The 24,591-nt window shown below is 46.4% G+C and carries 23 protein-coding genes; 2 read left to right on the top strand and 21 right to left on the bottom strand.

Going from position 1 to position 24,591, the window contains the following annotated elements; translation table 11 throughout:
* The first annotated feature begins 453 nt into the window (after window positions 1-453).
* The gene (locus AMS66_RS27450; RefSeq protein WP_053783783.1) at window positions 454-2,058 is read left to right on the top strand and encodes a YifB family Mg chelatase-like AAA ATPase; all 1,605 of its coding nucleotides are present in this window, start codon (window positions 454-456) and stop codon (window positions 2,056-2,058) included.
* Between the two features lie 212 nt (window positions 2,059-2,270).
* Here the strand turns inward: AMS66_RS27450 and AMS66_RS27445 are convergent, their stop codons facing one another.
* From AMS66_RS27445 to rplS, 10 genes are all read right to left on the bottom strand, one after another.
* Window positions 2,271-2,822 carry a nitroreductase family protein gene (locus AMS66_RS27445; protein ID WP_053783782.1) on the bottom strand — a complete coding sequence of 184 codons (552 nt, stop codon included), beginning with the start codon at window positions 2,820-2,822 and terminating at the stop codon, window positions 2,271-2,273.
* 261 nt (window positions 2,823-3,083) lie between these two features.
* Window positions 3,084-4,307 (bottom strand): carboxypeptidase-like regulatory domain-containing protein, encoded by a 1,224-nt coding sequence (locus AMS66_RS27440; RefSeq protein WP_053783781.1) that lies wholly within the window; start codon window positions 4,305-4,307, stop codon window positions 3,084-3,086.
* Window positions 4,308-4,373: 66 nt separating this feature from the next.
* Window positions 4,374-4,535: a paeninodin family lasso peptide gene (locus AMS66_RS32545; RefSeq protein ID WP_144424623.1), complete on the bottom strand. Its 162-nt coding sequence runs from the start codon at window positions 4,533-4,535 to the stop codon at window positions 4,374-4,376.
* Window positions 4,536-5,039: 504 nt separating this feature from the next.
* Window positions 5,040-5,438: a YraN family protein gene (locus AMS66_RS27435; protein WP_053783780.1), complete on the bottom strand. Its 399-nt coding sequence runs from the start codon at window positions 5,436-5,438 to the stop codon at window positions 5,040-5,042.
* Complete coding sequence (locus AMS66_RS27430; protein WP_024630195.1) at window positions 5,432-5,740, bottom strand: EscU/YscU/HrcU family type III secretion system export apparatus switch protein; 309 nt, start codon at window positions 5,738-5,740, stop codon at window positions 5,432-5,434. The genes AMS66_RS27435 and AMS66_RS27430 overlap by 7 nt, the downstream gene beginning before the upstream one ends.
* Entirely contained in the window at window positions 5,737-7,773 is a 2,037-nt protein-coding gene (locus AMS66_RS27425) for a flagellar hook-length control protein FliK (RefSeq protein WP_053783779.1), read from the bottom strand. Before AMS66_RS27425 ends, AMS66_RS27430 begins: the two co-directional genes overlap by 4 nt.
* Window positions 7,774-7,804: 31 nt before the next feature.
* The gene (locus AMS66_RS27420) at window positions 7,805-8,509 is read right to left on the bottom strand and encodes a ribonuclease HII (RefSeq protein WP_082350922.1); all 705 of its coding nucleotides are present in this window, start codon (window positions 8,507-8,509) and stop codon (window positions 7,805-7,807) included.
* 408 nt (window positions 8,510-8,917) lie between these two features.
* A complete protein-coding gene (gene ylqF / locus AMS66_RS27415; protein ID WP_053783778.1) occupies window positions 8,918-9,781 on the bottom strand; it encodes a ribosome biogenesis GTPase YlqF in 864 nt (287 codons plus the stop codon).
* A gap of 167 nt (window positions 9,782-9,948) precedes the next feature.
* Window positions 9,949-10,569, bottom strand: coding sequence for a signal peptidase I (gene lepB, locus AMS66_RS27410; protein WP_053783777.1), 621 nt, complete (start codon window positions 10,567-10,569; stop codon window positions 9,949-9,951).
* A gap of 256 nt (window positions 10,570-10,825) precedes the next feature.
* Window positions 10,826-11,167, bottom strand: a complete 342-nt coding sequence (gene rplS / locus AMS66_RS27405; RefSeq protein WP_024630190.1) for a 50S ribosomal protein L19 — start codon at window positions 11,165-11,167, stop codon at window positions 10,826-10,828.
* A gap of 507 nt (window positions 11,168-11,674) precedes the next feature.
* On the opposite strand from rplS, the gene AMS66_RS27400 reads away from it, so the two are divergent.
* A complete protein-coding gene (locus tag AMS66_RS27400; protein WP_053783776.1) occupies window positions 11,675-12,640 on the top strand; it encodes a polysaccharide deacetylase family protein in 966 nt (321 codons plus the stop codon).
* A gap of 1 nt (window position 12,641) precedes the next feature.
* Here the strand turns inward: AMS66_RS27400 and AMS66_RS27395 are convergent, their stop codons facing one another.
* From AMS66_RS27395 to rnc, 11 genes are all read right to left on the bottom strand, one after another.
* Entirely contained in the window at window positions 12,642-13,898 is a 1,257-nt protein-coding gene (locus AMS66_RS27395; protein ID WP_053783775.1) for a hypothetical protein, read from the bottom strand.
* A gap of 211 nt (window positions 13,899-14,109) precedes the next feature.
* Window positions 14,110-14,877, bottom strand: coding sequence for a tRNA (guanosine(37)-N1)-methyltransferase TrmD (trmD, locus tag AMS66_RS27390; RefSeq protein ID WP_053783774.1), 768 nt, complete (start codon window positions 14,875-14,877; stop codon window positions 14,110-14,112).
* 1 nt (window position 14,878) lies between these two features.
* Window positions 14,879-15,391 carry a ribosome maturation factor RimM gene (gene rimM, locus AMS66_RS27385; protein WP_053783773.1) on the bottom strand — a complete coding sequence of 171 codons (513 nt, stop codon included), beginning with the start codon at window positions 15,389-15,391 and terminating at the stop codon, window positions 14,879-14,881.
* Window positions 15,392-15,625: 234 nt separating this feature from the next.
* Complete coding sequence (locus AMS66_RS27380) at window positions 15,626-15,856, bottom strand: KH domain-containing protein (RefSeq protein WP_024630185.1); 231 nt, start codon at window positions 15,854-15,856, stop codon at window positions 15,626-15,628.
* Window positions 15,857-15,879: 23 nt separating this feature from the next.
* Window positions 15,880-16,152, bottom strand: a complete 273-nt coding sequence (rpsP, locus tag AMS66_RS27375; RefSeq protein WP_024630184.1) for a 30S ribosomal protein S16 — start codon at window positions 16,150-16,152, stop codon at window positions 15,880-15,882.
* 54 nt (window positions 16,153-16,206) lie between these two features.
* Window positions 16,207-17,583: a signal recognition particle protein gene (ffh, locus tag AMS66_RS27370; protein ID WP_053783772.1), complete on the bottom strand. Its 1,377-nt coding sequence runs from the start codon at window positions 17,581-17,583 to the stop codon at window positions 16,207-16,209.
* 65 nt (window positions 17,584-17,648) lie between these two features.
* Entirely contained in the window at window positions 17,649-17,999 is a 351-nt protein-coding gene (gene ylxM / locus AMS66_RS27365) for a YlxM family DNA-binding protein (RefSeq protein WP_053783771.1), read from the bottom strand.
* A gap of 261 nt (window positions 18,000-18,260) precedes the next feature.
* Complete coding sequence (gene trhA, locus AMS66_RS27360) at window positions 18,261-18,908, bottom strand: PAQR family membrane homeostasis protein TrhA (RefSeq protein WP_053783770.1); 648 nt, start codon at window positions 18,906-18,908, stop codon at window positions 18,261-18,263.
* A 133-nt stretch (window positions 18,909-19,041) separates the two neighbouring features.
* Window positions 19,042-20,055 (bottom strand): signal recognition particle-docking protein FtsY, encoded by a 1,014-nt coding sequence (ftsY, locus tag AMS66_RS27355; RefSeq protein WP_053783769.1) that lies wholly within the window; start codon window positions 20,053-20,055, stop codon window positions 19,042-19,044.
* Between the two features lie 74 nt (window positions 20,056-20,129).
* Entirely contained in the window at window positions 20,130-23,699 is a 3,570-nt protein-coding gene (smc, locus tag AMS66_RS27350; protein ID WP_053783768.1) for a chromosome segregation protein SMC, read from the bottom strand.
* Between the two features lie 189 nt (window positions 23,700-23,888).
* Window positions 23,889-24,587 (bottom strand): ribonuclease III, encoded by a 699-nt coding sequence (gene rnc, locus AMS66_RS27345; RefSeq protein ID WP_024630178.1) that lies wholly within the window; start codon window positions 24,585-24,587, stop codon window positions 23,889-23,891.
* Window positions 24,588-24,591 lie beyond the last annotated feature (4 nt).

Genomic DNA, 24,591 nt, shown 5'->3' with positions numbered 1-24,591 from the left:
AACTGCTAGAACATGGGAATTGTAAGGAACTCTTCATCTATCTTATCATAAATTAGAAAAAAAACAGAATAATTGAGCACAAATGATTTTACTTTTATATTTAATAGCAATAAATTTAATTGTATAAAATATAATTTAAGCATAGATAATCATCAATATATGACCACATTACAAAAAATTCTTAATAGTTTGCAACAGCTCACCACTCGTCTACTTACGCCACCACAACAGCGCGACATTGATTCGGAACTGAACATCCTTTAATTCTATGGGAAACTTCGTGCGTTAAACTGTAACAATCCAGAGTCAGGGATAGATACAGCAGCAGCGATGACGGGTTGACGCCCTGATTCCTTTTATATAAAATGCTTGTTAGAAGCTGAGGAAGCACCTTAATTCGTAGACTGGCCCGTATTATGCGCGCCAAGGACGAAGTGAGGTGTTTCTTTTATTATGTACGGAAAACTGCATAGTGCCTGTTTATATGGAATTGACGGTGTTTTAATTGAAGTGGAAACAGATTTGTCGAATGGTTTACCCCAGACGTCTATTATCGGATTACCGGATTCAGCTATTCGTGAAGCGGTTGAACGCGTTCGTGCAGCTATAAAAAACTGTGGCTACCAGTATCCTTTACAGCGGATTACGATTAACCTCGCCCCTGCCGATCTGCGCAAGGAAGGATCTTCTTTTGATCTTGCCATTGCTATTGGTTTACTTACAACAAGTGGTCAGCTGGTACTTCCAGTACAGGAACGGTCATTGGTGGTGGGTGAGCTGGCATTGGACGGTTCAGTGAGATCCGTGCCTGGCATTTTGTCTATGGTAGATTTGGCAAAACGCCAAGGCTTTACCTCCGTTCTTCTGCCTGCCGATAATCTGGAAGAGGCTTCGCTGATTCGGGGTATTCAGGTATATGGCATTCGTCATTTGCAAGATATCGTTCCAGAGAGTGTAACAGCTGCAAAGAGCACGAATGGAACAATTCAAAATACGGGGCCTATTGTTTTAAAAGACTACGCCCACCTTTCTGTTCGAATTCCAGACTGCGAAGATTCGAATAACCGCGAGCGCTCGAAACACATTTCGTTCCTGGATGATGATTATAGTGATGTTTTGGGACAGCATCATGTGAAGCGGGCACTCATGATTGCCGCAGCAGGGATGCACAATATTTTGCTGGTCGGCCCGCCAGGAACAGGGAAAACCATGTTAATTAAACGGCTGCCTACGATTCTTCCCCCATTGACTGAAGACGAAGCGCTGGAAGTAACCAAAGTACTAAGTGCCGCTGGCAAGCTGAAAGATACCTCGAATGGTCTTATCGCAGACAGACCCTTTCGTTCTCCACACCATACGATCTCCACTTCCGGACTAATTGGAGGCGGCGGAATCCCCAAGCCGGGCGAGGTGAGTCTTGCCCACCGGGGTATATTGTTTCTGGATGAGCTGCCTGAGTTTCAGCGGCAAGTCCTTGAAGTGTTGAGGCAGCCATTGGAGGATCGTAAAGTCACCATTAGCCGGGCGAGAGCCGCGTTCACATTTCCAGCACAATTCATGCTCGCCTGCTCTATGAATCCCTGTCCTTGCGGATATCTCTCTGCCCAGTCAGACGATCAACGCTGTATATGCAGTCCTGCCCGTGTTGCCGCCTACCGTGCCAAAATTTCGGGACCACTGCTAGATCGCATCGACCTTCAGGTCGAAGTTCCTCCCCCAGGCGAGTGGCGCAAGGCAGGCGCTTCTCCTTCATCTGCGGAAATGCAGGGCAAAGTCATTCATGCTCATCAAATTCAGGCTGCACGATATGCTAATAGTTCAGTTCGCTGGAATAGCCAGCTATCAGGAACCCTTCTGCGTCGAACGATCCGTCTGCCTGAAGAAGCAGACCAACTGCTCCAGCAGACACTGCAAGCACTGAACCTGAGCATGCGTGCACATGATCGTATTATTAAGATGGCCCAGACGATCGCAGACTTGGATCATGATGGCGTCATTTTGACAGCTCATGTGGCTGAGGCGATTCAGTATCGGCAGTTGGATCTGAATTTATTTTGAGGGTCACCCAGCAATAAAGCTTTAAAGGGAAATATCTGTCCTCACTATTCAGTAATCCTGATACATTCAAACGAGAAATCTGTAGATTTCAAATTCAAGATTACATAGATTTACATATCAAATACCCCTGCATATATCCTCTTTATGAGAGGCATACGTGCAGGGGCTTTGCATACGCATCACGTTCAAAAGTATAGCCAACAAGATATCAATTATTCAAATATAGTCAGCTTGTCCTTGGCTGGTGTACGTTCTTTGGCAGAAGGAATAACCTCTGGATACCCCATGTAAACCATGCCGATAATTTTTTCCCCAGCCTGAATACCAAGGGACTTACGGAATTTGGGTCCATACAGGAACGGCTTGGTTACCCAGAAGGTACCAATGTCTTCACTCCATGCTGCGAGTAGGAAGTTCTGTACCAACGCACTCACTGCTGCAAAATCTTCATCCCAGACATTCTGGCGCGGATCTTCTTCCATGACTACAAGCATAACGGCTGGGACTTGCTTGATATTGGCAGAGAACTTGTTATCCTCTCCCATCTCTGCATCAATAGCGTCTGCCAGCTTGTTCAGTCCATCTCCGCTAAATAGCAAAAACCGCCACGGCTCACGCAGTTTATGATTGGGTGCCCATACGGCTGTGTCCAACAGATCAACAATCTGCTGTGTGGGAACAGCTTCTTTTTTAAATTTTTTGACGGTGCGACGGTTTTCAATGGCTTCTCTTACAGCGTTACCCGTTTGGGTAGATTTACTCATGACCATGCCTCCCAGATTATAAAAATTATCCGTGACCGCAGTTCAAACCTGCGATGTGAATCGACTCATTTATAAAAAAACAAATAGTGCAGCAAACTGGATTACAATCTTGATTATACACTGATCGGTTCATTGGATTCAAAGGAATGCTTACAACATTATTTCGTTCAGTTATTTTAGATCTAAAAAGACGACTTCGACTCTTACCCCGCGAAGGGATTCAAGTGACGTCGCCTTTCTTCATTATAAATAGCTATTTAATCAATAGGGGTATGATCCTGCTCCCTCAAACTTCCCATTCACAAAATCCATTTTGTTGATTTTCTCCTGGTTGCCAGCGACATCTGTACTGAAATATTCCACTGTTTTGACATCAGGTGCATAAATTTTTATTGGTACGGTAAACGTGATCCATTCACCCCCATTGATTCTGTACTGGGTCATTTTCAAACCTGATCCCTTAACTTCGTCCGTTGCCTTTAACTTAAAATTAAATCCATTAATATATTGTTTTCCGTTGGATATTTCTGTCAAAGGAACTAAAGCATATTTGGTTACAGGCGGGGTTTTGTCCACATTACTTTTAAGGAAAAAATCAAATGTATTGTTAGGTCCTTTGACCAAAGTTACCCTAATCGTTTGGTTGATATAACCATCCGCTTCGACAGAGATTATGCTTATTCCCGGAGACAGTCGATCCATGGAATACTTGCCTTGTTTGTCTGTTATCATCTTAAGATTATTAATAGATACCGTGGCCCCAGCCACTGGCCTCCCCTGTTCATCTTGCACCAAGCCACTCACCTTGGCGGCCTCTTGAAGTGTTATGTTCAACTTCTCTGTAACACCGGCGGTGTATAGAAAAAGATATTTTGTGTAAGGAACATATCCATCTGCATCAACCGAAACCACAATATCAGGGGCGGAATAAGGATTAATACCTGTAATTGCGTAGTTGCCATCCTTGTCCGTCTTTACAGACTGGCTGACAGTTGTTACTTTAATTACAGCACCCACAACTGGTTTTCCTGATTGATCAGTAATTTTGCCTACAACTGTTGCTGGTTCATAGAGGGAAAAATTAAATTCCCTTGTTTCTCCCGGAATCAAATAATAGCTAATATAATTCTTGTTGGTATCCAAGTACCCCTTGGCAACCGTACTAATATTGATGCGTATGCCTTCACTTAACGTTGTTTCAAAATTGTACTCTCCCTTGGAATTGGTTTTAATTGTTTTGGTTGCTATTTCGCTGTTTTCGAAGGTGTACATCTTGATATTTACATTTGCATCTTTCAACGGAAAACCATCCATATCGGTAATTTTCCCAAAAACTCTTGAAATTTGAGCAAGTTGATTAACTTGCCCCTCCGCAAAAGCATCTTTGGAGGCAGCATATGTCGTCCCAGAAAGCAACAGACCACACACCCCTAAAAATAATAAAAACACACTTAAACGAATCATCCATTTCCATTGAATACTCATGACAATCGTTCACCTCATCCATATATAGTAGTAAGTCCGGTGACCCTATGAACTCGTTTTATCTATCTAACTAACTAGCATTTCGAGCTTCCAAAACTCCCCGCCCCATACATATTGCCAAATTCCTTCACCGCCGTTCATGGTTTCGCTAATATCCAGCACTTCCATTCGAGGGGTCTCCCACACCTGTTTCTCTTTCTTTGCCGCAGCAGATTGAATTTCTCTCATAGTTCACACCTCTTTTTTTGATTTTCTTTTTTCATTTTATTATAAATGATACATTTTGTATCTAATTATTTTAAGAACTTTAATCTCTTTTCGTCGTCTAGAAACAAGTTAGATACATAGCGAAGCTTCATTGTTTATTGAATTAAAACGAACTTTGAAAAGGACATATACATGGTAAGGAGAAAGAGGGCACTTTATAACAGGTAACTTAGTAGCATAGCCCGAATTGAAACACATCGTTTGAACTTTTATTTAGAAAATTATTTATTAGACATAGCTTGTTTACACTCAGATAGGGAAGTAAAAACAACGGGGATAAATGAATAATTTTGCCAACAAATCGATACAAAATGTATCTATGTTATGAAATGTAATGTGTTGCTGCTCTTAAGTTCATTTTTACCTCAACCTGTTCCAAATCAAAATAACCCACGAGAGAGACACTTTTTCTAGTGTCTTTCTCGTGGGTTAACACAGCTAATAAATCGCGAATATAGTAGCAGCTCAAAATGCATTAATAATATGATTGAGCGAGACGGTTTCGCCCGCTTTATCCAGCATTACTGCGATCACATCAAAACGGATTTGATGATTGGTCTCTCCCGTCATTTGCAAATATACAGATGCGGTTGCACGTACCTGCTGCATTTTACGGATATCTACCGACTCCTGGGGTGTACCATACTTTCCAGTTCCGCTTCTACTGCGGACTTCAATAAAAATGATCATGCCTTCATGGGCAGCAACGATATCAATCTCTCCGCTTCGGCAACGCCAATTTTGACGGAGAATCCGATAATGATGCTCCCGTAGCCAGTCGCAAGCAGCCTCTTCACCCAATCGTCCTTTTTGCTGACGTGTCAGTTTTGAAGCTGCACCCTGATCTGATCTGCGCTCTACCATGAATCTTCTTCCTCTCGTCCAGAAGCCAGACGGTCGGCTCGATAAATATAGGTTAACACTTCGGCCACCAGTTGATACAGCTCCGACGGAATCTGTTCATCCAGATCCAGCTTAGATAACACTTCGACAAGTGCAGCATCCTCCTGAACAGGAACACCATTTTCCTTGGCTTTATCCAAAATGGCTTCTGCCACTTTGCCACGGCCTTTGGCCACCACGACTGGCGCTTCACTCTCACCAGGTACATATTTTAATGCAACGGCCTTTTTGGAAATCAGGTCCGGTTGCGAATCCTCTTTCATACCCGCATGTCCACCCCTTTGTATCGTTCAGGACTGTAGTCAGAGGCAGTCATTTTCCGTTCTGCACCTGGTTCCTGGCCAACAGGCCATGGTTCTGCCTTGAAGGTCAGCAACTGATAGCCCAGCTTGTCCAACGCCCGGTGGATCTCTTCACGCCCACTTTCCAGAAGCGACCCCATTCCTTCACGATCATTCAGGACGCGAAGACTGACGATATTATTGACAACATGCACATCCACCAGCGTTGGGCCGAGACTCTTCATATCCAGATCAAACCACAGGCGGCAGTTGGATGCATCCAATTCACCCCGTTGTCCCCGGCGTGATTGAATCTGGACGGAAGCTGTCTCTTCTCCGTCGGGTCCGGTAATGGGGATAAACCAGTGCATCTGGGCAAAAGCAGCACTGCGATCCGTTGTCAGCAATAACTGCTGACCTGTCAGAAATTGCACGGCCTGTCCGGCGGCATCCTTGAGCGCCGCCGGTGCACCATCGCTGCTGGCAAGCTGCAGCAGCAAGCCCTTCAGCGAGTCCGCCGTTCCCGGACTCGCTACCTCCCCCACGCGCGCCTGCGCAGCCGCGCCGTGCACTGCCTGCTGCTCGTGCTCCGCACCGAGCAGCTTCAACACGCGCCCCACCCACGGGTCCCCCTCGTGGGTGAGAGGCGCCGCCGCAGCTCCCGCAGGTGCTGCGGCACTACCGCCAGCCGGCAGCGCATCCGCGCCGGCTGGCAAAGGCTGCGGCACGCCTCCGGCAGCCGCAGCCGCCTGGCCGCCCTGCGATGCAGGGGCGGCCTGTGTCGCCGCACCGGGCTGTGCCGGTGCGGCTGTGGACGCGCTACGCAGCGCGTCCAGCAGCGCCAGCAGCTTGGGCGCCAGCTGTGCTGCTGATGGAGCTGCTGGCGCCACCTGCCCTGCTGCTGCAGAAGGCCCCGCAGCAGCAGGCGTTTCACTGCGGCCGTCAGGCTGGCCCGCAATCACTCGTCCAGCCGCAGCATCCACTGCCGCCCCTGGCGTGCCCGGGCGGCTCCCAGCAACGCCCACGTCAGCTGTGCGCGGGCTCTCGCCAGGAATTCCGGTTCCCGCAGGAATACCTGCACCCACCTTGCCAGCAGTTTCAATGTTGCTGGCCCCTGACTTCACTCCAGTAGCTTCAGCGCTTCCCGTACCCGTACCCGTACTCGTACCTGTCTGCCCATTGCCTTTCACCGCATTACCAGCATTATCCTGCGATCCATCAGCCACTGGAGCAGCACCTGCGGGCGCTCCAGGCATGAGTTGCCCTGCTAAGCCAGAAGTTCCTCCTGTCACTCTCCCACCGCCTGACGCAGCTACCGTTACTCCCGTCTGTTCTCCGCTTAACGGTACAGTCATTCCACCCATTACGGTTGGTTTCACTGTAGCTGCCTGTTCACCAGTCGGCAGCGTTTTCCCCGCGGTTTGGGTCAGCATGGACTCCAGCTGTTCAGCCAAGCCCTTCAACAACTGATGCAGTGGCGGACCAAATACAGCCTGATGCAAGCCCTTTACCGTTTCCGCTGTAACCGGAAGACCACGCTGAAAAGCAATACCTGTCGCCTGCACCCATTCTTCAGCAGGCACCTGTGCAGGTTTCGCTGTCATCATATTTTGAACCATCGCTACATTATCCTTGGTTAAAGGTAACCCACTTCGCTGCATGGCTAACAATAATTCCCGATTACCTTTGGTATCCGGCAAACCTACCTCCTGAAGCAAATTGTTCAAAGACGCCTGTGGAAGTTCGGCCAATGCACCCGTGAGTGGCTTCATGACCGTTACGCCATTTTCACCTGGAGGCTGTACCTGAAGTAGTGTTGTTTCACCTGGTCGAAGCGGGGTTTCCAGTTTTGCACGCACCTGTACACCCTGAATCTGAAGAACCGCATCTGCTCCATCATCGGATACACTAACCACGGATCCCCGGACCACCTGACCTTCCTTTAACTCCAGCGGCTTGGCATTTCCCGGTTTACTATCCCCCAGCAACCCACGAATCACGGAACTTATATTCAAACCCTTCACTCTCCCTCCGTGTGTGGTCTAATTAAAATAAAGTGTGCTGTTCTCCGAGCAGATTGCCGAGAAAACTGCGACGATGCATGGGTGTAGCACCCAGAGCCATGATTTGTTCACGATGAAATTTCGTTGCATATCCCTTATGTATTGATAAACCATATTCCGGATATAACGTATCCCAGTCCTCCTTGCAAAGCCTATCCCGGGTAACCTTCGCAATAATGGATGCTGCCGCAATGGATTGACTGTTTGCATCGCCTTTAATAATGGACAACTGTGGTATATTCACATCCACCTTCTCGGCATCCACCATTAGATAATCTGGCACGCCCTCAAGCGCTTCTACCGCACGTTTCATGGCAAGCCTTGCAGCCTGTTTAATATTCAGTTGATCAATCGTTTCTGCATCCGCATAACCGATCCCAACTGACAATGCCTTTTCCATAATGATGTCATATAATGCGTCACGCTTTTTCTCCGTTAATTTCTTGGAATCATTAACCCCTTCCAGAATCAGATCACGAGGTAAAATGACGGCTGCCGCTACGACATCTCCAAACAAACAACCGCGTCCCACTTCATCAATTCCGGCAATACGTTCAAATCCGCTTTCCCAATATTCACGCTCATAGATCAGCAGATCTTTGGGCTCTGCCAATTCTTTTTTCTTCTTTTTCGGTTCAACCAGGGCATCCAGTTGCGTCAATTCAGTTAACTCATTTATTTCATTCATTACGATGTCATCTCCTCTGCCCACTCTTGCTTCAACACATCACTTTTATATCATTTTATTATATAGACGTAGATTCCCGATTTTTGTTCTACCAGATCCATTTAAACAAGAAATAAACTTCTGTGAAGCATATATATCATTAGACGATGGTGAGTTATTATTTTATCGGTATCTGATGGCTTAAATTGAAGATATTCAGCATTGAGCAGGCTAAATCTTCATCACTCATCATAGCATGATTTAAGAGAGCCAGATATACGTACAATACAATCCCATAAAGTGCAATTTTCTAGATTCACCTTCCAGATCAGTCAATGTTCCTCTACTTTAAATTCCAGTATGACAAATAAAAAGCGACCGCTCCCGGTAATCCGGTAACGGCCGCTTCTTTCGGCAGTTGTTTCGTATTTAATAAGGAGCTTCCATAGAGAAACGTCCCATTTTGCCTGCACGCAGTTCACGCAGAAATGCTCGCGAAGCCTTTTCCAAATCGATACGCCCACCACTTACAACACAACCACGTATACGACCAACTTGTTCCATAATCGCAATAACGCTGTCTGAATCATCCGCATCCTTGGAGAACTCCTGAAGTCCATATCGTTCTTCAAGAGAATCCCAGTAATAACGCATCAGATAACCGATGCCAAAAAAGGCGATGTCTTCTGCATTCAGAATCTCTTCCTTAATTGCACCCGTTACCGCAAGACGATAACCCACGTTTTGATCTTCAAACTTCGGCCAAAGAATACCCGGGGTATCCAGCAGTTCCATTTCTTTACCAACTTTGATCCACTGTTGCCCCTTCGTCACACCAGGACGATCTCCCGTTGCCGCAATGTTCCGTCCAGCCAGTCGGTTAATTAGCGTGGATTTACCTACGTTTGGAATACCAACAATCAGTCCACGAACCGCTCTAGGGTTAATGCCTTTAGCTATTTGACGGTCAATTTTTTCTTTTAGGAGAAGCCTCGCTTGTGTTGGGATGTCTTTCACGTTGGTACCTGTTGAAGCATCCACAGGGAAAGCAGTGATTCCCTCTTTTTTGAAATATTCAATCCATTCTTGCGTCACTTTCGCATCCGCCAAGTCGGACTTATTCAACAAAATCATCCGGGGCTTGCCCTGTAAAATCTCGTCAATCATCGGGTTGCGGCTGGAGACAGGCAGACGGGCATCCAGCAGTTCGATGACCACGTCAATCAGCTTTAACTTATCCTGAATCTGGCGTCTGGCTCGGGTCATATGACCTGGAAACCATTGAATCGTCACCTTGTCTTCACCTCATTATTTGTTGATATACAAGCTTTACCTATAACAGCCACACCGCATCACTTCGCTGGCAAAACAATCTTCCGACCTCTATTATCCCCAGATTATTTCTGCCCTCTACGTTATGGTGTACATTTTATATTTTGCTCATATATCCTGCATTCATATTAATGGTTAATCCACTTGATATCGCCGATCGGCCAGAAAATCACATCTGCACGACCTACAATATCCGTCAGTGACACATAACCGATCATCCGGCTATCCGTACTGTTCGGACGGTTATCCCCCATTACAAAAACATGACCTTCAGGTACTTTCCCATCCGGAAATTGCTCATTAGGGAAGTCCTTCACGTTGTAGGTTCCACCGTTCGCTTCAGCAGCATCGATTGCTCCCTGAATGTAAGTCTCATCGACTTTTTTACCATTGACGAGAACCGTATCGTCCTGAACCTCAACAGTATCACCAGCGACAGCAATGACACGTTTAATGAAATCACGGCCTTCAGTTGGAACGTGGAATACGATAACTTCTCCGCGCTGTGGTTCCCTGATATCATATAAAATTTCATTGACGATCACACGTTCACCTGTATGGAAATTCGGCTGCATGGAAGGCCCGTCCACAACAAACGGTTTGAACAGCAACCACCGAATCAAGATGACAAGTACTAATGCAATCACGATGGCTTTGAGCCATTCGAAAATTTCATTTTTGGCTTTTTTGGATCGACTGCCTTTCTCTTCGACAGTATTGCCCTGGTCCTGTTGAACTTCCTGTTCCATTAATGATCTTCCTCTCTTCACAGTACATGTTATAGCAGTTTATACACATCATCAGTTATGTAATCTTACACGCAAGCATTACCAGTACATTTAATCCACAATTCAAATGTTCTTCAATAACTGATTTCACAAGCCTCCCGGACTATTCGCGCGTGTGCCGCCATACCATTTTACTCGGAAGTGCACCTCCGGTTCAACTTTTCCCGGACAAAAACGAAAAGGGCTTGTCTCCAAGCCCTCCCCGGTATCCGTTATATTAACGAATTTCTTTAATTCTCGCTGCTTTACCGCGTAGTTCACGAAGATAATAAAGCTTCGCACGACGCACTTTACCACGGCGAGCCACTTCGATTCTATCGATTTTAGGGGAATGAAGCGGGAAAGCTCTTTCCACACCTACACCGTAAGAAATTTTACGAACTGTAAAAGTCTCACTGATTCCACCACCACGGCGTTTAATCACAACACCTTCGAACAATTGGATACGCTCACGAGTTCCCTCGATTACCTTAACGTGCACTTTCAAAGTGTCACCAGGACGAAAACTCGGAATATCCTTACGAAGTTGTTCTTGTGTAATCGCTTGAACGATATTCATCTATGACTCCCTCCTTCCGTACAGGCGTTCATACTTCTTCCAGAGAACACCTTGTCTCCTTCATTATCCATAGAGGACCGCCGTATTCCACATAACAGACTTATTGTATCACGCACCCTAACAAAACACAAGGAAAAATAAACAAATTGCTGACGGAGCTCCATAGCTCTTCAATCCTCTTTAATTCCCTTTACTCCAATTTTCGTTAACCACGATAACGATCGTGTTCAGCACGTCACTGAATTCTATTATAGTCACATTACAATCACATTAAAATACACCTGTCCATCCGCGTTTCTACACGATTCCTTTAAGCACATAGAAGCTCCACCCTTATGGATTGTCATAATTAGTATTCTTGAATAAGTCAAGCATTAGACGGAAAAAATACTGTAACTTTCTGTCAAGAAAGATCGTCTATGATATAGCTTGTTGGATTACGTGCTGATACATCTAAAATGTAATTCTACGAAGAAATGAAATGGCAAAAGGAGAACCCATTGACTTATGAAACTCATTAAAAAAATCGCTCTTGCTGCACTCGCTGTACTCACTTGTACCATTACAATGTATGCGTATGCGGTAACTCATCCTACCAATGCAATGTCTCACAAAGCATGCACGTCCTGGGACATGGTAAAACGTAAGGCATTTCTAATGTCACACTCCGACTATTCCAGCAAACCTGCACTTGATCTGGCTACCTTTCACATCGCACAAGGTTCGGCTACTGAAGTACCTGTACTGATGTATCATTACATACAGCCCAAAATCAACAATCATGAAACAAACAACAAATCGATCATTAATCTGGAAGACTTCGAAGAAAACATGAAATATCTGCATGAAGAAGGCTACAACACAATTACACTGGAGCAGCTTGAGCAATACGTGAATGGACAGATTTCTTTGCCCCAAAAATCTATTGTCATCACCTTTGATGATGGGTATCAGAACAATTATACTTTAGCCTACCCTGTGCTCAAAAAATATAATTTCCACGCTTCCCTGTTTGTGATCGGCAGCAAAATTCAGGATCAGCCTTCAGCTTTTGATCCAGCCAAAAATACGTTTATCTCCAAACAAGAGATGCAGGCCGCTAAAGACGTCTTTGAGTTCAATAGCCATACCTATAATCTGCATCACAAGGGATATATGCGTTGTGGCGACAACGTGCCAGTCGGACTCGATACAAGCCTTCTGAATGATGACGTCAAGCTAATGAAAGAAACTGGTATCGATACACCATATCTTGCCTACCCTTTCGGTTATACCAGCACGCAGATGATCTATCAGCTGCAGCAAAATGGGTACCGCATGGCCTTTTCCGTGCGTTCAGGATTTGTTCGACCTGGGGATAATCCTATGAAGCTTCCACGATTAACGGTTACGACAGGAACCGATTTGGCTGCATTGCTCCATCCAGAATCAGACCAACAGGAAATCCTTCCTGTCGTAGAAATCAGTCATTAAGTTAAATTGAAACTTCCCCGCCTGGATAAAGAGTCGAGCTATACAGCCTTTTTGGCTGAAGCTGGGCTCTTTTTATGTCCAAAAAGATTGGAGTGGTTACATCCAGCACTGAGCTGGAATAGATCACGGCCTCATGTGCATCATAGATGATGACCTGTTCCCTACCGCTCTGACACAAGTCTGCATGTACGGCGTAGCCCTCCTTTTCAAACACTGCAATCGTTTGCATGTGACCATTGACCAATGATGGCAGGACGCCCCCACCTCGGCGATAAGCCAGAATATAGTCAAGCCCGCTGTCATCCCAGTTGCTTACAGGCTCGATAATCGTTAACCATCCACGAGTTTTACGATCTTCTTTCCACAGTTCTTTTCCTTCGCTATCCAGCATAAACATTCCATCTTTGCCATTCTCATCTCCACGAATTATCCGATCTAGGCCTGCAATCTGTAGTCCTTGCCTTCCCGCGCAAAATTTCCCCAATGCGATATGCTGTGATTCAATCGAATCTTCATAACGCCATTTCTCATTACCGTACCGATCCATCATCACCGTGACACTGCCACCAATAACAATTTCAACTTCCCCGTCCTCGTCCACATCTCCAAACCATATACAGTCTGCATGATCATCAAGATTCTGACAGGACCATAATAATGTTCCATCATGATCCAGCATGTCATACCCGGCCATCACTTCATCCTTGCCATCCCCATCAATATCGTACACCCACGGAAAATGACCTATATTACCTTCATGCTTCCACAACACTTTGAAATCATGATCTAAAGCCCACAACATTTTATAACGATCTTTCACTAGAATATCCATTGTGTGTTGGTCACCAGTCAGGTTGGCAAGAATAATACAGTCATGCGCTTGCTCTCCAGGCAGATCATGACATTTCTTTATCTCTCCCGTTCTTCCGTTCAGGACAAGAAATTGTTTATTCATCACACACAGCACTTCATTGTTTCCGTCTCCATCCCAATCTGCGATCTGAGCAGGATAGTCTGACCCTGGGCCCCCTGCATCCGGATCCGGTGTTCCGACCCGCCAAATTAATGTTCCATCCAGATCATATGCCGACAAACAGCATACCTGATGCGGAACGTAGCGATCGTCTATGCCTCCATCTGCCTGCACCAACAGCATCTCAAGCCTGCCATCTCCATTCAGATCCCCCAGAAGCATCTTGCAGCGCTCTCCTGCTTCGCTAATATTCACTTTACCAATTTCATAAGGCTGATGATTCATATCATTCCTCCTCAGCATCTCGTGTTTATAAGCTCTATCTGAGATCACCATAAAGAAATTCCCCAGTTTAAACAAGCCTATTTCGGAACATGCAAAAAAGTCCAATGCGGCAAAAGTGTTTAATACAGAAAAAGGCCAACCTTTATATCACAAGGCTGACCTTTCAAGCTTTTACATTAGTTTATATTCCGTGCTTACACGATATATCAAATTACTCTGAACTCTTTTCACGTTCGAAACGTAACTTGTTTAGCCAAATTCGTTCTTTGTCTGTTAAATCCGCCGTCTCCAACATATCCGGTCTGCGTTCCAGCGTACGAAGCAAGGACTGCTCCCTGCGCCATGCTTCAATATTCAGATGATGTCCAGATAACAACATATCGGGCACCTTCATACCTCTGAATTCCGGAGGACGTGTGTAGTGCGGATATTCGAGCAATCCGGTACTGAATGAATCCGTTACAGCACTTGTCTCATTACCAAGTACACCAGGAATAAGGCGTACAATACTATCAATCGCCACCATCGCAGGCAGCTCGCCACCCGTCAGCACGTAATCACCAATCGACAATTCGTCCGTCACGAGAAACTCACGGATACGCTCATCGTAGCCTTCATAATGTCCGCAAATAAAAATCAGATGATCTTCTTGTACAAGTTCCTCTGCTTTTTTCTGTGTGAACGTCTCACCTTGTGGACACATTAGAATAATACGTGGCGGTTTCATCATTGCCGCGGCTTCGCCCCGTTGCTTTAACACATCCTCAACGGCAGCAAAGATTGGATCTGGCTTTAATACCATACCCCCACCTCCGCCGTAAGGTGCATCATCGACTGTATTATGTTTATTGGTCGCAAAATTCCGAAAGTTTGATGCCCCCAAGGATACAAGACCCTTGGTTTGGGCTTTGCCCAGAATGCTGGTTCCAAACACACCGTCAAACATTTCCGGGAATAGGGTTAATACATCCACTTTCATGTTACAGCAGCCCTTCCATCAGGTGAACCTTGACCTGCTGCTGATCAACGTCCACATCAAGAACAACATCATCGATGACCGGAAGCAGGATTTCTTTGCCTGCCGGTGTTTTGACAACCCATACGTCGTTCGCGCCCGGAGTCAAAATCTCAGAGATGGTTCCAAGTGTTTCACCTTCATCTGTAATGACCGCACATCCAACAATTTGGTGGAAGTAGTATTCATTCTCTTCCAGCTCAGCCAAATTTTCTTTCAACACTTTGGCCATGCCACCCTTAAACTTTTCTACTTCATTAATATTGCCATACTCTTTCAGACGAAGAATATACATATTCTTATGCAAACGTGCAGATTCCACGTTAACCATGACTGGATGATTATCTGGTGTAAAGAAAAACAACTCTGCATTTTTCGCAAAACGCACTTCCGGGAAATCAGTTAAAGGCATGATTCTCACCTCGCCGCGAATTCCATGCGTATTGACGATTTTACCTACATTCATAAACTCTGCCATACTTTCCTCCTACAATCCATTCATATTGGTACTCATATGTGATCCCTGCGGCCGTTCCGGTTACGGATCGTTCTTCGGATCGCTGTTATCCTAACGCTTCTTCAGAATCGATTCCGTACCCTCACTACTTCCGCAGATAATCATACTTGACGAGCTATTTCAATTCTATTATTTAAGTTTCAGCATGCACGAAAAGGGGCTAGGACATGCATCCTAACCCCCTTTCGTATATCTTTAAGATATGATATCGACGGTTACCCGCTTATCCATCTTAACTGCTGCTGATGTGACGACCGTACGAAGAGACTTTGCGATTCGTCCCTGTTTACCAATCACTTTCCCAACATCGTCAGGATGAACGGTTAACTCATATACAACAAGCCGATCTTTCTCAACCGTCCGAACCGCCACATCTTCCGGATGATCGACCAAAGCCTTAGCAATTATGCTTACTAATTCTTCCATAGATGACCCTCCGAATCAGCACCTTATTTAGTCAATTTAGACTCGTGGAACTTCTTCATCACGCCCGCTTTGCTTAGCAAGTTGCGGACAGTGTCGGATGCTTGTGCACCGTTTTGAAGCCATTGCAATGCTTTATCTTCATCGATCTTAACAACAGCCGGTTGTTCAACCGGGTTGTAGTAACCGATCTCCTCGATAAAACGACCGTCACGTGGGGAACGGGAATCCGATACCACTACGCGGTAGAAAGGAGCTTTGTGAGCACCCATACGTTTCAGACGAATACGAACTGCCATTTGAAAATTCACCTCCTTCAATGAAATCTGTATATCGTTCAGCTGCGATTGGAATCAACGGAAAGGAAACTTCATTCCTTTGCCCAGACCCTTAAGCTGCTTCATCGCTTTATTTTTGCCGCCTTTAGGTCCCATCATATCCGAGAACTGTTTCATCATGCGGCGCATCTCATCAAACTGCTTGATCAGACGGTTTACTTCGGCCAAGGATGTTCCACTACCTGTAGCAATCCGCTTCCGCCGGCTATGGTTGATCATATCCGGGTTACGTTTCTCCTCGGTCGTCATGGAGTACACGATCGCTTCGATCCGGCCCATCTGTTTATCATCAACCTTCAGGTCCTTGGCTTGTTTCATCTTGCCCATACCAGGAATCATATCCATAATCTGATCGATTGGCCCCAGCTTCTTCACCTGATCCATCTGCTCCAGGAAATCTTCGAACGTGAATTCTGCATTACGCATCTTACGTTCCATTTCCTTGGCTTTATCGGTATCAATGTTGGACTGCGCCTTCTCTATCAGAGAGAGCATGTCGCCCATACCGAGAATCCGCGAAGCCATACGCTCTGGATGGAAAGGTTCAAGTGCGTCCAGTTTCTCGCCAAGGGAAGCGAACTTGATTGGACAACCAGTGACTGCTTTAACAGAAAGCGCAGCACCACCACGAGTATCTCCATCAAGCTTAGTCAGAACCACTCCAGTCAGATTAAGCTGCTGGTTAAAGTGTTCTGCCACATTAACGGCATCCTGACCTGTCATGCTGTCCACGACAAGCAATACTTCATCGGGATTTACTGCGCTGTGGATCTGCCGAAGCTCTTCCATCAGTTCTTCATCGACATGCAGACGTCCAGCCGTATCAATAATGACGTAGTCATTGCCGTTGTCTTTGGCATGCTGCAGACCCTGACGTGCGATCTCTACAGGGCTTGTCTGATCGCCCAGTGTAAATACTGGCGCTTTGATCTGCTCGCCGAGCACTTGCAACTGCTTGATCGCTGCTGGACGATAAATATCTCCTGCAACAAGTAACGGTCTGCTATTTTGCTTTTGCAGCATCTTAGCCAGTTTACCGGATGTGGTCGTTTTACCCGCACCCTGCAAACCAACCATCATCAGTACCGTAGGCGGTTTGTTGGCTTTGGCCAGCTTCGACTGGCTTCCACCCATCAAATCCGTCAATTCCTTGTTTACGATGTCGATAATGACCATTCCGGGCGTGAAGCTCTCCATCACTTCTTTGCCAACAGCCTTCTCTTTCACCTTGGCGATGAATTCCTTGACCACTTTGAAGTTTACATCCGCTTCGAGCAATGCCAGACGTACCTCGCGCATAGCTTCGGCCACATCTTCATCAGACACCTTGCCTTTGCCGCGCAGCTTGCTGAACACATTCTGCAATCGGGTCGTTAATCCTTCAAATGCCATGATCCCACCTCCTTAAGCTGTAATACTGTTTTCAGGACCGATACGTTTCGTTCAACTCTTACGAACTATTCTCTAAGCTGATGAACAATATCGTTTATTTGTTGGTTGTTATCAATGGAAACGCCTGCGCGCTCCAATGCATTTTGCAAATCTTCAAGATTACGGTTGCGTCGTTCGTGCTTCTCCAGCAAGCCAAGCTTGCTTTCGTAATTTTCCAGCACTTGTTCGGCACGCTTGATATGCTCGTATACCGCCTGGCGGCTGATCTCGAACTCGGCTGCAATTTCACCAAGTGAGAAATCATCATGAAAGTAGTACTTCAGAAAAGTCTGCTGTTTCTCGGTAAGCAACAGTTCATAGAAAGCAAACAGCAAGTTAATCCGGTTTGTTTTCTCAAGCCGGTTTTCTTGACTCATATCGGGGCACTCCCTTCGTCAAGGAAAAACACTTTACACTCTTGCAACGTTCCTAATAATACCTAAAACAAATCAGGTTGTCAAGCAAAAATACTTGTCACAATAAAAACGTCCATCTGGAGCTCATATTTCGTGCCTACACGGTTGATCTCAGCCATTCATCTACTGTAAATTACAGCCTGCTTTGTCCTTTATATAGAACAAAAAACGAATGCGTCTCCCCAGGTGGAGCCGATTCGTTTCACATGACCTACCACGCCCCTAGCGAAGAGGAGTCAGGTATATTAATACCATAAAGAAATGAAGAATACTGCCTGCCAGCACAAAGAGATGCCAGATCGCATGGTGGTACGGAAAACCACGCCACACATAAAAAAGTGTACCTAGCGTATACATCAGTCCTCCAGCAACCAGCAGCACGATTCCGCCTGTAGGAATGGCAGCCACAAGTGGTTGCCAAGCAATAATGATGAGCCAGCCCATCGCAATATAGAAAATCGTGGACATGAATAGAAACTTTTTCGTGAAAAACGCCTTAAAGATCACGCCGAATAATGCAATTGCCCAGATCACACCGAACAAGCTCCAGCCGAGCGTGCCGCGAACAGCAATAAACAAAAGCGGAGTGTATGATCCCGCAATAAACAAATAAATTGAAGAATGGTCAAAAATTTCAAATAAATCTTTTACTTTTCCATCTTTCCATGCATGCACGAGTGTTGAGCTTGTATAAAGCAGCAGCATCGTGATCCCGTAGATCGTGAAACTGACCACATGCCAGGCTGTGCCTTTCATACTGGAAAATACAATTAATAGCACCAGTGCAGCTACACTGAGCGCAGCGCCGATACCATGTGTCACCGCATTGGCGACTTCTTCACGGCGGGAATAGGTATAGGTATTGGCCATTTCAACCGTCCTTTCTAATCCTGAGGAATTGCCTATTTCATTTCATTATACACGTATTGCCACTGATATAACACGTGACACTTATCACGTATATCAGTGGCAATACGGTCAAAAATATTGATTTATTTAACGACTACGAATTGGATTCCTCTTCTTCTGTGCTTTGCTCTGGCTGTTCCTGAATCAATCCGGCAAACAACGCATGCACAAATTGCTCCGAGTCGAATGGTTGCAGATCATCAATTTTCTCACCGAGTCCGACCAGCTTCACAGGCAGATCCAACTCCTGACGGATGGCAACAACGATTCCACCTTTGGCCGTACCATCCAGCTTCGTCAGTACCAATCCGGTTACCCCACTCTTCTCTCCGAAGAGTTTGGCCTGATTCAGTGCATTCTGACCTGTAGTTGCATCCAGCACCATTAATACTTCATGAGGTGCTTCCGGAATTTCACGTTGAATGACACGGTAGATTTTGTTAAGTTCGTCCATCAGATTGGATTTATTCTGAAGACGGCCCGCTGTATCACAGAGTAACACATCAGCACCCCGTTGCTTCGCAGCCTGTACCGCATCATACATTACAGCCGCAGGGTCAGAACCTGATTGTTGCTTGATGACTTCCACACCAGCACGTTGTCCCCATACTTCGAGCTGCTCAATCGCTCCGGCGCGGAACGTATCGCCTGCTGCCATGATGACCTTTTTACCCTGCTGTTTGAAGCGATGGGCCAGCTTGCCAATCGTTGTTGTTTTACCAACACCATTAACACCGACAAACAAAATGACCGTGATCCCATCCGGATTCATTTTCAGTTCATTATTCTGCTCACCACGAAGCAAATCCGTCAGTTTTTCGGACAATACAGGCTGTAGTTCAGCCGCATCCTCAATTTTGCGTTTTTTGACTTCGTCACGCAGATCTTCGATCAATTTCATGACCGTATTGACACCTACGTCGGCTCCAATCAGAATCTCTTCCAACTCTTCATAGAATTCCTCGTCGATTTTTTTGCGACGGATGACGAGGTCCGACACTTTCTCTACAAGGCCTTTACGTGTCTTTTCCAAACCGTCCTTGAACTGTTTGGTAACCGACTCCGTTTTGCTTGCAATGCTGTCTCTCAGCTTTTTAAAAAAACTCATAAAGCCCCTCCATCGTGTACATTTCTTAGTTTAAATGATATTAGATGAGTTCATGTGTGACAATCAATCAAAGATTAGGCAATGACAGCTTCCTCATCTTCCAGTTTAACCGAAACGAGTTTGGATACTCCGCCCTCTTCCATCGTGACTCCATACAGCACATCCGCTTCTTCCATCGTGCCTTTGCGGTGTGTAACGACGATGAATTGTGTTTGTTCCGAGAACTCACGCAAATACTGGGCAAAACGAACCACATTGGCTTCATCCAGCGCTGCTTCGACTTCATCCAATACGCAGAACGGTACAGGCTTAACATGCAGTATAGCGAATAAAAGTGCCATCGCTGTCAAAGCTCGTTCCCCACCGGATAATAGCTGCAGGTTTTGCAGCTTTTTGCCTGGTGGCTGGGCGACGATATCAATGCCTGTGTCCAGCAATCGCTCAGGGTCCATCAGGACAAGATCCGCACGTCCCCCACCAAACAGCTTGGTGAAGACGGTGCCGAACTCCCGGCGAATCGCATCAAACGTTGTCTTGAACCGTTTAGCCATCTCGTCTTCCATTTCTCGAATGACCTGATACAACGTTGTTTTGGCTTCGACCAGGTCATTCTTCTGCGTGCTGAGGAACTCATATCGTTCGTTAACCCGCTGAAACTCCTCGATGGCTCCGAGATTGACGTCGCCGAGAGCTGTAATGCTGCGCTTCAGTTTCTGGACCTCAGCTTGTGTGCTCTCCACATCTTCAGGTACTGGATAACGCTCTTTGGCAAGTTCATAGCCGAGCTCATACTCATCCATCAGTTTGCGCAAAATATTTTCCAGTTCAACATCAAGTCTGTTCACGGAAATCTCCGTTTGGCGCATCTGTTCCTCCACAGCTTTCAGTTGTGTGCGCTGTTCCTTGGTTTCACTCTCGGCAAGCTCAAGCCTCTTCGAGAGCTCGCTTCGGGCAGCACGCTTGAAGTCCAGCTCCTGCGCAGATTCTGCTTTTTTCAGCTTGTATTGGTTAAGATCTTCAATCTGTTTGACACTCTCAGTCTCTGTTTTCTTCAGATCGGCTTCCATGGAGGCCAGTAGCGTGCGATTTTGACGAAGATCCTTCACCAGTGAATCCACCTCACGCTCCAGACGCCGCAGTTGCTCCTCGTTGGAGAATCGCTCCTGATCCAGTTTACCTTCTCGTACTTTCAGTTCGGTAAGCTGGGTCTGCAATTCCTCCTTCGCGGATTCATTCGCTTTACGGGCAAACTCTGCGGCATGAATGGCACGATGGGTCGCTTTCTCTTCTTCCTCAAGCTGCTCCAGCTTCTTCACAGCGACATCACGGGCTGTATCCATCTCTTTGATTTCCTCGGTAAACCCGCTCTTTTCCTGCCCGGCTACCGCAACCTGTTCCAGCACGTGACGCAGCTCATGCTCAACCTGCTTCATTTCCATTGAAGCCTGCTGTTCTGCATTCCGGGTGTCGTCTCCAGACTGACGCAGCTCGTCCAGCTTATCCTGACACTGCTCCAGTTGAGTTTTCACATCATCCACACTGCGATGCAGTTTTACAATTTGATTCTCGGTGTCTAAAATATCCTGATCCAGCTGGTCCAGCTGCCGTTTTCGGCTGAGCAGACTTACATTTTTCTTGTGCTGGCTACCACCGGTCATTGAACCACCCGCGTTCACTACATCGCCTTCCAGAGTTACGACCCGGAAACGATATTGGCAGCGAGCCGCGATCTTGTTGGCATCCTCCAGCTTCTCCGCAATAATGACATTTCCGAGCAAGCTTCCAATGATCGAAGCATATCGGGATTCGTATTGTACGAGATCCGCACCAATGCCCACAAACCCATCCATGCCTTCAATCATTGAACGTTCACCCGCACCAATGGTACGTGGACGAATAACATCCAGCGGGAGGAACGTAGCTCTGCCCAATTGACGTTGTTTCAGAAAAGCGATCGCCTGTCTGGAAACCGATTCATTCTCCATAACGACATGCTGCAAAGAAGCTCCCATCGCTGTCTCTACCGCAAGCTCAATCTTCTCAGGCACTTTAACGAGCTCTGCAACGGCTCCATGAACCCCGTTCAGTGTACCTTTACGTGATGCCTTAAGAACTTCTTTGACACCCAGCATGAAACCGTCGAAATCATCCTGCATTTCTTTCATTGTATCGCGGCGAGAAACCTGAGCTTCACGCTTCTGTTCCCATTTACGGACAGTTCCCCGGCTTTCTTCAAGCAACTTCTGCAACGACTGGAGACGTTCACTTTCCGTAATATATCCACCGCGCAGATCACTGATTTCCTTGCCCAAGCGAACGACCTTTTTCTCAATCTCCGTTTTGCGGGCTTCCAGCGTTTCCTTCTGGCCTTCCCACTTGCCGGATTCCTCCGTCGCGCGATTCATTCGTCGCTCCAACGTCTCTTTCTGTTGGTCCGCGTAACGAATTTCATTTCGTGTCTGAGCCATCTGATTCATCAGCTCCAGCAAGTTGCCCTTGAGACTTTCCTCTTGCTGTTGGCTAATGCCGCCCGTGACACCGATGAGTTTGGCCTCTTCTTCGGACAGTCGATTTCTCACATCACTCAGTTCAAGCTCAAGTTTGGCAAACTTTTCACGTAATGCCAGTAACTCGGCTTCACGCTCCCGATGTCTCTCTTCACTCGCCGCAAGCGTCACTCTAAGCTGTTCCTGGTTCGTCTGCAGATGACGTGAACGCTCCTTGAGCAGTTCCCCGTGTCCTTCGCTTTTCTCCGTTGCTTCACTGAATTGCAGTAAGGCGGATTGCAGCTGTTCTGTCTCCGTTTCCAGCGTACGCAGTGCATTCCGATCACTTTCCAGCTTGGCATCATGAGTCGAGACGATGGCAGCCAACCCGACTTCTTCCTGTTTCAACGATTCGAGTCGTTGATTTGCTTTGCTCCAGGAAGCGTGAATTTGTTCGATCTGATACACATACATGGAGATTTCCTGTGATTTCAGCTGTCCACGCAATTCCTTGTAGTGGATCGCTTTTTCCGATTGTTCCTTTAACGGACCAATCTGGTCTTCCAGCTCGGTGACCAGATCATGAATGCGCAATAAATTCTGTTCCGTCTCATCCAGTTTACGAGTAGCATCCCGCTTGCGAGATTTATATTTAACAATACCTGATGCCTCTTCAAAGATCCCCCTGCGATCCTCTGAACGGGTACTCAGAATCTCTTCGATTCGTCCCTGTCCAATAATCGAGTAAGCTTCCTTTCCGATGCCGGTATCCATAAACAATTCCGTAATATCCTTCAAACGACACGACTGCTTGTTGATAAAATATTCACTGTCTCCGCTGCGATGTACACGACGCGTTACCGTCACTTCACCAAAATCCAAAGCAAGCGCATGATCTTCGTTATCCAGCGTCAACGAAACTTCACCATAATTAACAGCCTTCCGTGCATCACTACCGGCAAAAATGATATCTTCCATCTTGCCGCCACGCAGTGATTTCGCGCTTTGCTCCCCAAGAACCCAGCGTATACCGTCTGAAATGTTACTTTTCCCACTTCCGTTCGGTCCCACAACAGCGGTTATGCCACGAACGAATTCCATTTCCGTTTTGTCGGCGAATGACTTGAATCCACCCAGTTCAATCCGTTTTAAAAACATAGGGTTTCCCGTCACCTCCTCTTGCAAATTTCAAGTGTTGCATTCAGCGCCTAGTTATCGATCAGAAAAAGAAAATCCTGATCCTCCTTACAAAAAAAAGAGCAAAAAGCAGTCCGGCCGATAAATTCCGCCAGGCGGACCCGCGGGCTGCTCTTTGCTCTTCGTTTGTCTATGCGCTTACGGTAAAGCTCAGGCTTCCGGAAGCTTCAGTCGATCCAGTGCTGCGGATGCAGCCTGTTGCTCGGCTTCCTTTTTGGAACGTCCTGTACCTCTGCCAAGCCGTTCTTGACCCATATGGACCTCGGAGACAAACTCCCGTTCATGGGCAGGGCCCCGTTCCTCAACGATACGGTATTCAAGAGCTCCCATATTGTGATGCTGAGTGAGTTCCTGCAATTCCGTTTTGTAATCGCTCATTTGCAGCTTGCTACCCAGAACGATTAACGGAAATACATGCTGATCCAGAAATGTCCGGACAGGCGCCAACCCCTGATCCAGATATAATGCACCGATGAAAGATTCAAACACATCCGCTAATAAAGCCGGTCTTGTTCGTCCTCCCGTCAGTTCCTCACCTTTACCAAGAAGTACATACTGCCCAAAACCCAACGCTTCAGCAAATTTGACGAGGGAAGGCTCACAGACAATCGATGCCCGCAGCTTAGTTAATTCACCCTCCGGCCGGTTAGGAAACAAGTGATACAAGTATTCCGACACAGTCAGTTCCAGTACCGCGTCGCCTAGAAACTCCAGACGCTCGTTATCCTGATGCTGACTGAACCGGTGTTCGTTTACATATGAAGCATGGGTAAACGCTTGTTTTAAAAGCTGCCTGTTGTCAAATTTGATTTGAAGTTTGTGTTGTAACTGCTTCAGATCTTCACTCAAACGA

Source organism: Paenibacillus xylanivorans, from assembly GCF_001280595.1.
GTDB lineage: Bacteria > Bacillota > Bacilli > Paenibacillales > Paenibacillaceae > Paenibacillus > Paenibacillus xylanivorans.
This window is presented reverse-complemented; position numbering and strand designations above follow the sequence as displayed.

Coding starts and splice junctions, on each gene's coding strand:
- rpsP (WP_024630184.1), bottom strand. CDS start 16,152: ATGGCAGTTCGTATTCGTCTGAAACGTATGGGTGCTCACAAAGCTCCT.
- AMS66_RS27435 (WP_053783780.1), bottom strand. CDS start 5,438: ATGGTAGAGCGCAGATCAGATCAGGGTGCAGCTTCAAAACTGACACGT.
- ffh (WP_053783772.1), bottom strand. CDS start 17,583: ATGGCATTTGAAGGATTAACGACCCGATTGCAGAATGTGTTCAGCAAG.
- trmD (WP_053783774.1), bottom strand. CDS start 14,877: ATGAAAGTGGATGTATTAACCCTATTCCCGGAAATGTTTGACGGTGTG.
- AMS66_RS27440 (WP_053783781.1), bottom strand. CDS start 4,307: ATGAGTATTCAATGGAAATGGATGATTCGTTTAAGTGTGTTTTTATTA.
- ylxM (WP_053783771.1), bottom strand. CDS start 17,999: ATGAGTCAAGAAAACCGGCTTGAGAAAACAAACCGGATTAACTTGCTG.
- ftsY (WP_053783769.1), bottom strand. CDS start 20,055: ATGAGTTTTTTTAAAAAGCTGAGAGACAGCATTGCAAGCAAAACGGAG.
- AMS66_RS27395 (WP_053783775.1), bottom strand. CDS start 13,898: ATGAATCATCAGCCTTATGAAATTGGTAAAGTGAATATTAGCGAAGCA.
- trhA (WP_053783770.1), bottom strand. CDS start 18,908: ATGGCCAATACCTATACCTATTCCCGCCGTGAAGAAGTCGCCAATGCG.
- rimM (WP_053783773.1), bottom strand. CDS start 15,391: ATGGCAGAGTTTATGAATGTAGGTAAAATCGTCAATACGCATGGAATT.
- rplS (WP_024630190.1), bottom strand. CDS start 11,167: ATGAATATCGTTCAAGCGATTACACAAGAACAACTTCGTAAGGATATT.
- lepB (WP_053783777.1), bottom strand. CDS start 10,569: ATGGAACAGGAAGTTCAACAGGACCAGGGCAATACTGTCGAAGAGAAA.
- AMS66_RS27420 (WP_082350922.1), bottom strand. CDS start 8,509: ATGAATGAAATAAATGAGTTAACTGAATTGACGCAACTGGATGCCCTG.
- AMS66_RS27380 (WP_024630185.1), bottom strand. CDS start 15,856: ATGGAAGAATTAGTAAGCATAATTGCTAAGGCTTTGGTCGATCATCCG.
- AMS66_RS27445 (WP_053783782.1), bottom strand. CDS start 2,822: ATGAGTAAATCTACCCAAACGGGTAACGCTGTAAGAGAAGCCATTGAA.
- smc (WP_053783768.1), bottom strand. CDS start 23,699: ATGTTTTTAAAACGGATTGAACTGGGTGGATTCAAGTCATTCGCCGAC.
- AMS66_RS27450 (WP_053783783.1), top strand. CDS start 454: ATGTACGGAAAACTGCATAGTGCCTGTTTATATGGAATTGACGGTGTT.
- AMS66_RS27430 (WP_024630195.1), bottom strand. CDS start 5,740: ATGAAAGAGGATTCGCAACCGGACCTGATTTCCAAAAAGGCCGTTGCA.
- AMS66_RS32545 (WP_144424623.1), bottom strand. CDS start 4,535: ATGAGAGAAATTCAATCTGCTGCGGCAAAGAAAGAGAAACAGGTGTGG.
- AMS66_RS27400 (WP_053783776.1), top strand. CDS start 11,675: ATGAAACTCATTAAAAAAATCGCTCTTGCTGCACTCGCTGTACTCACT.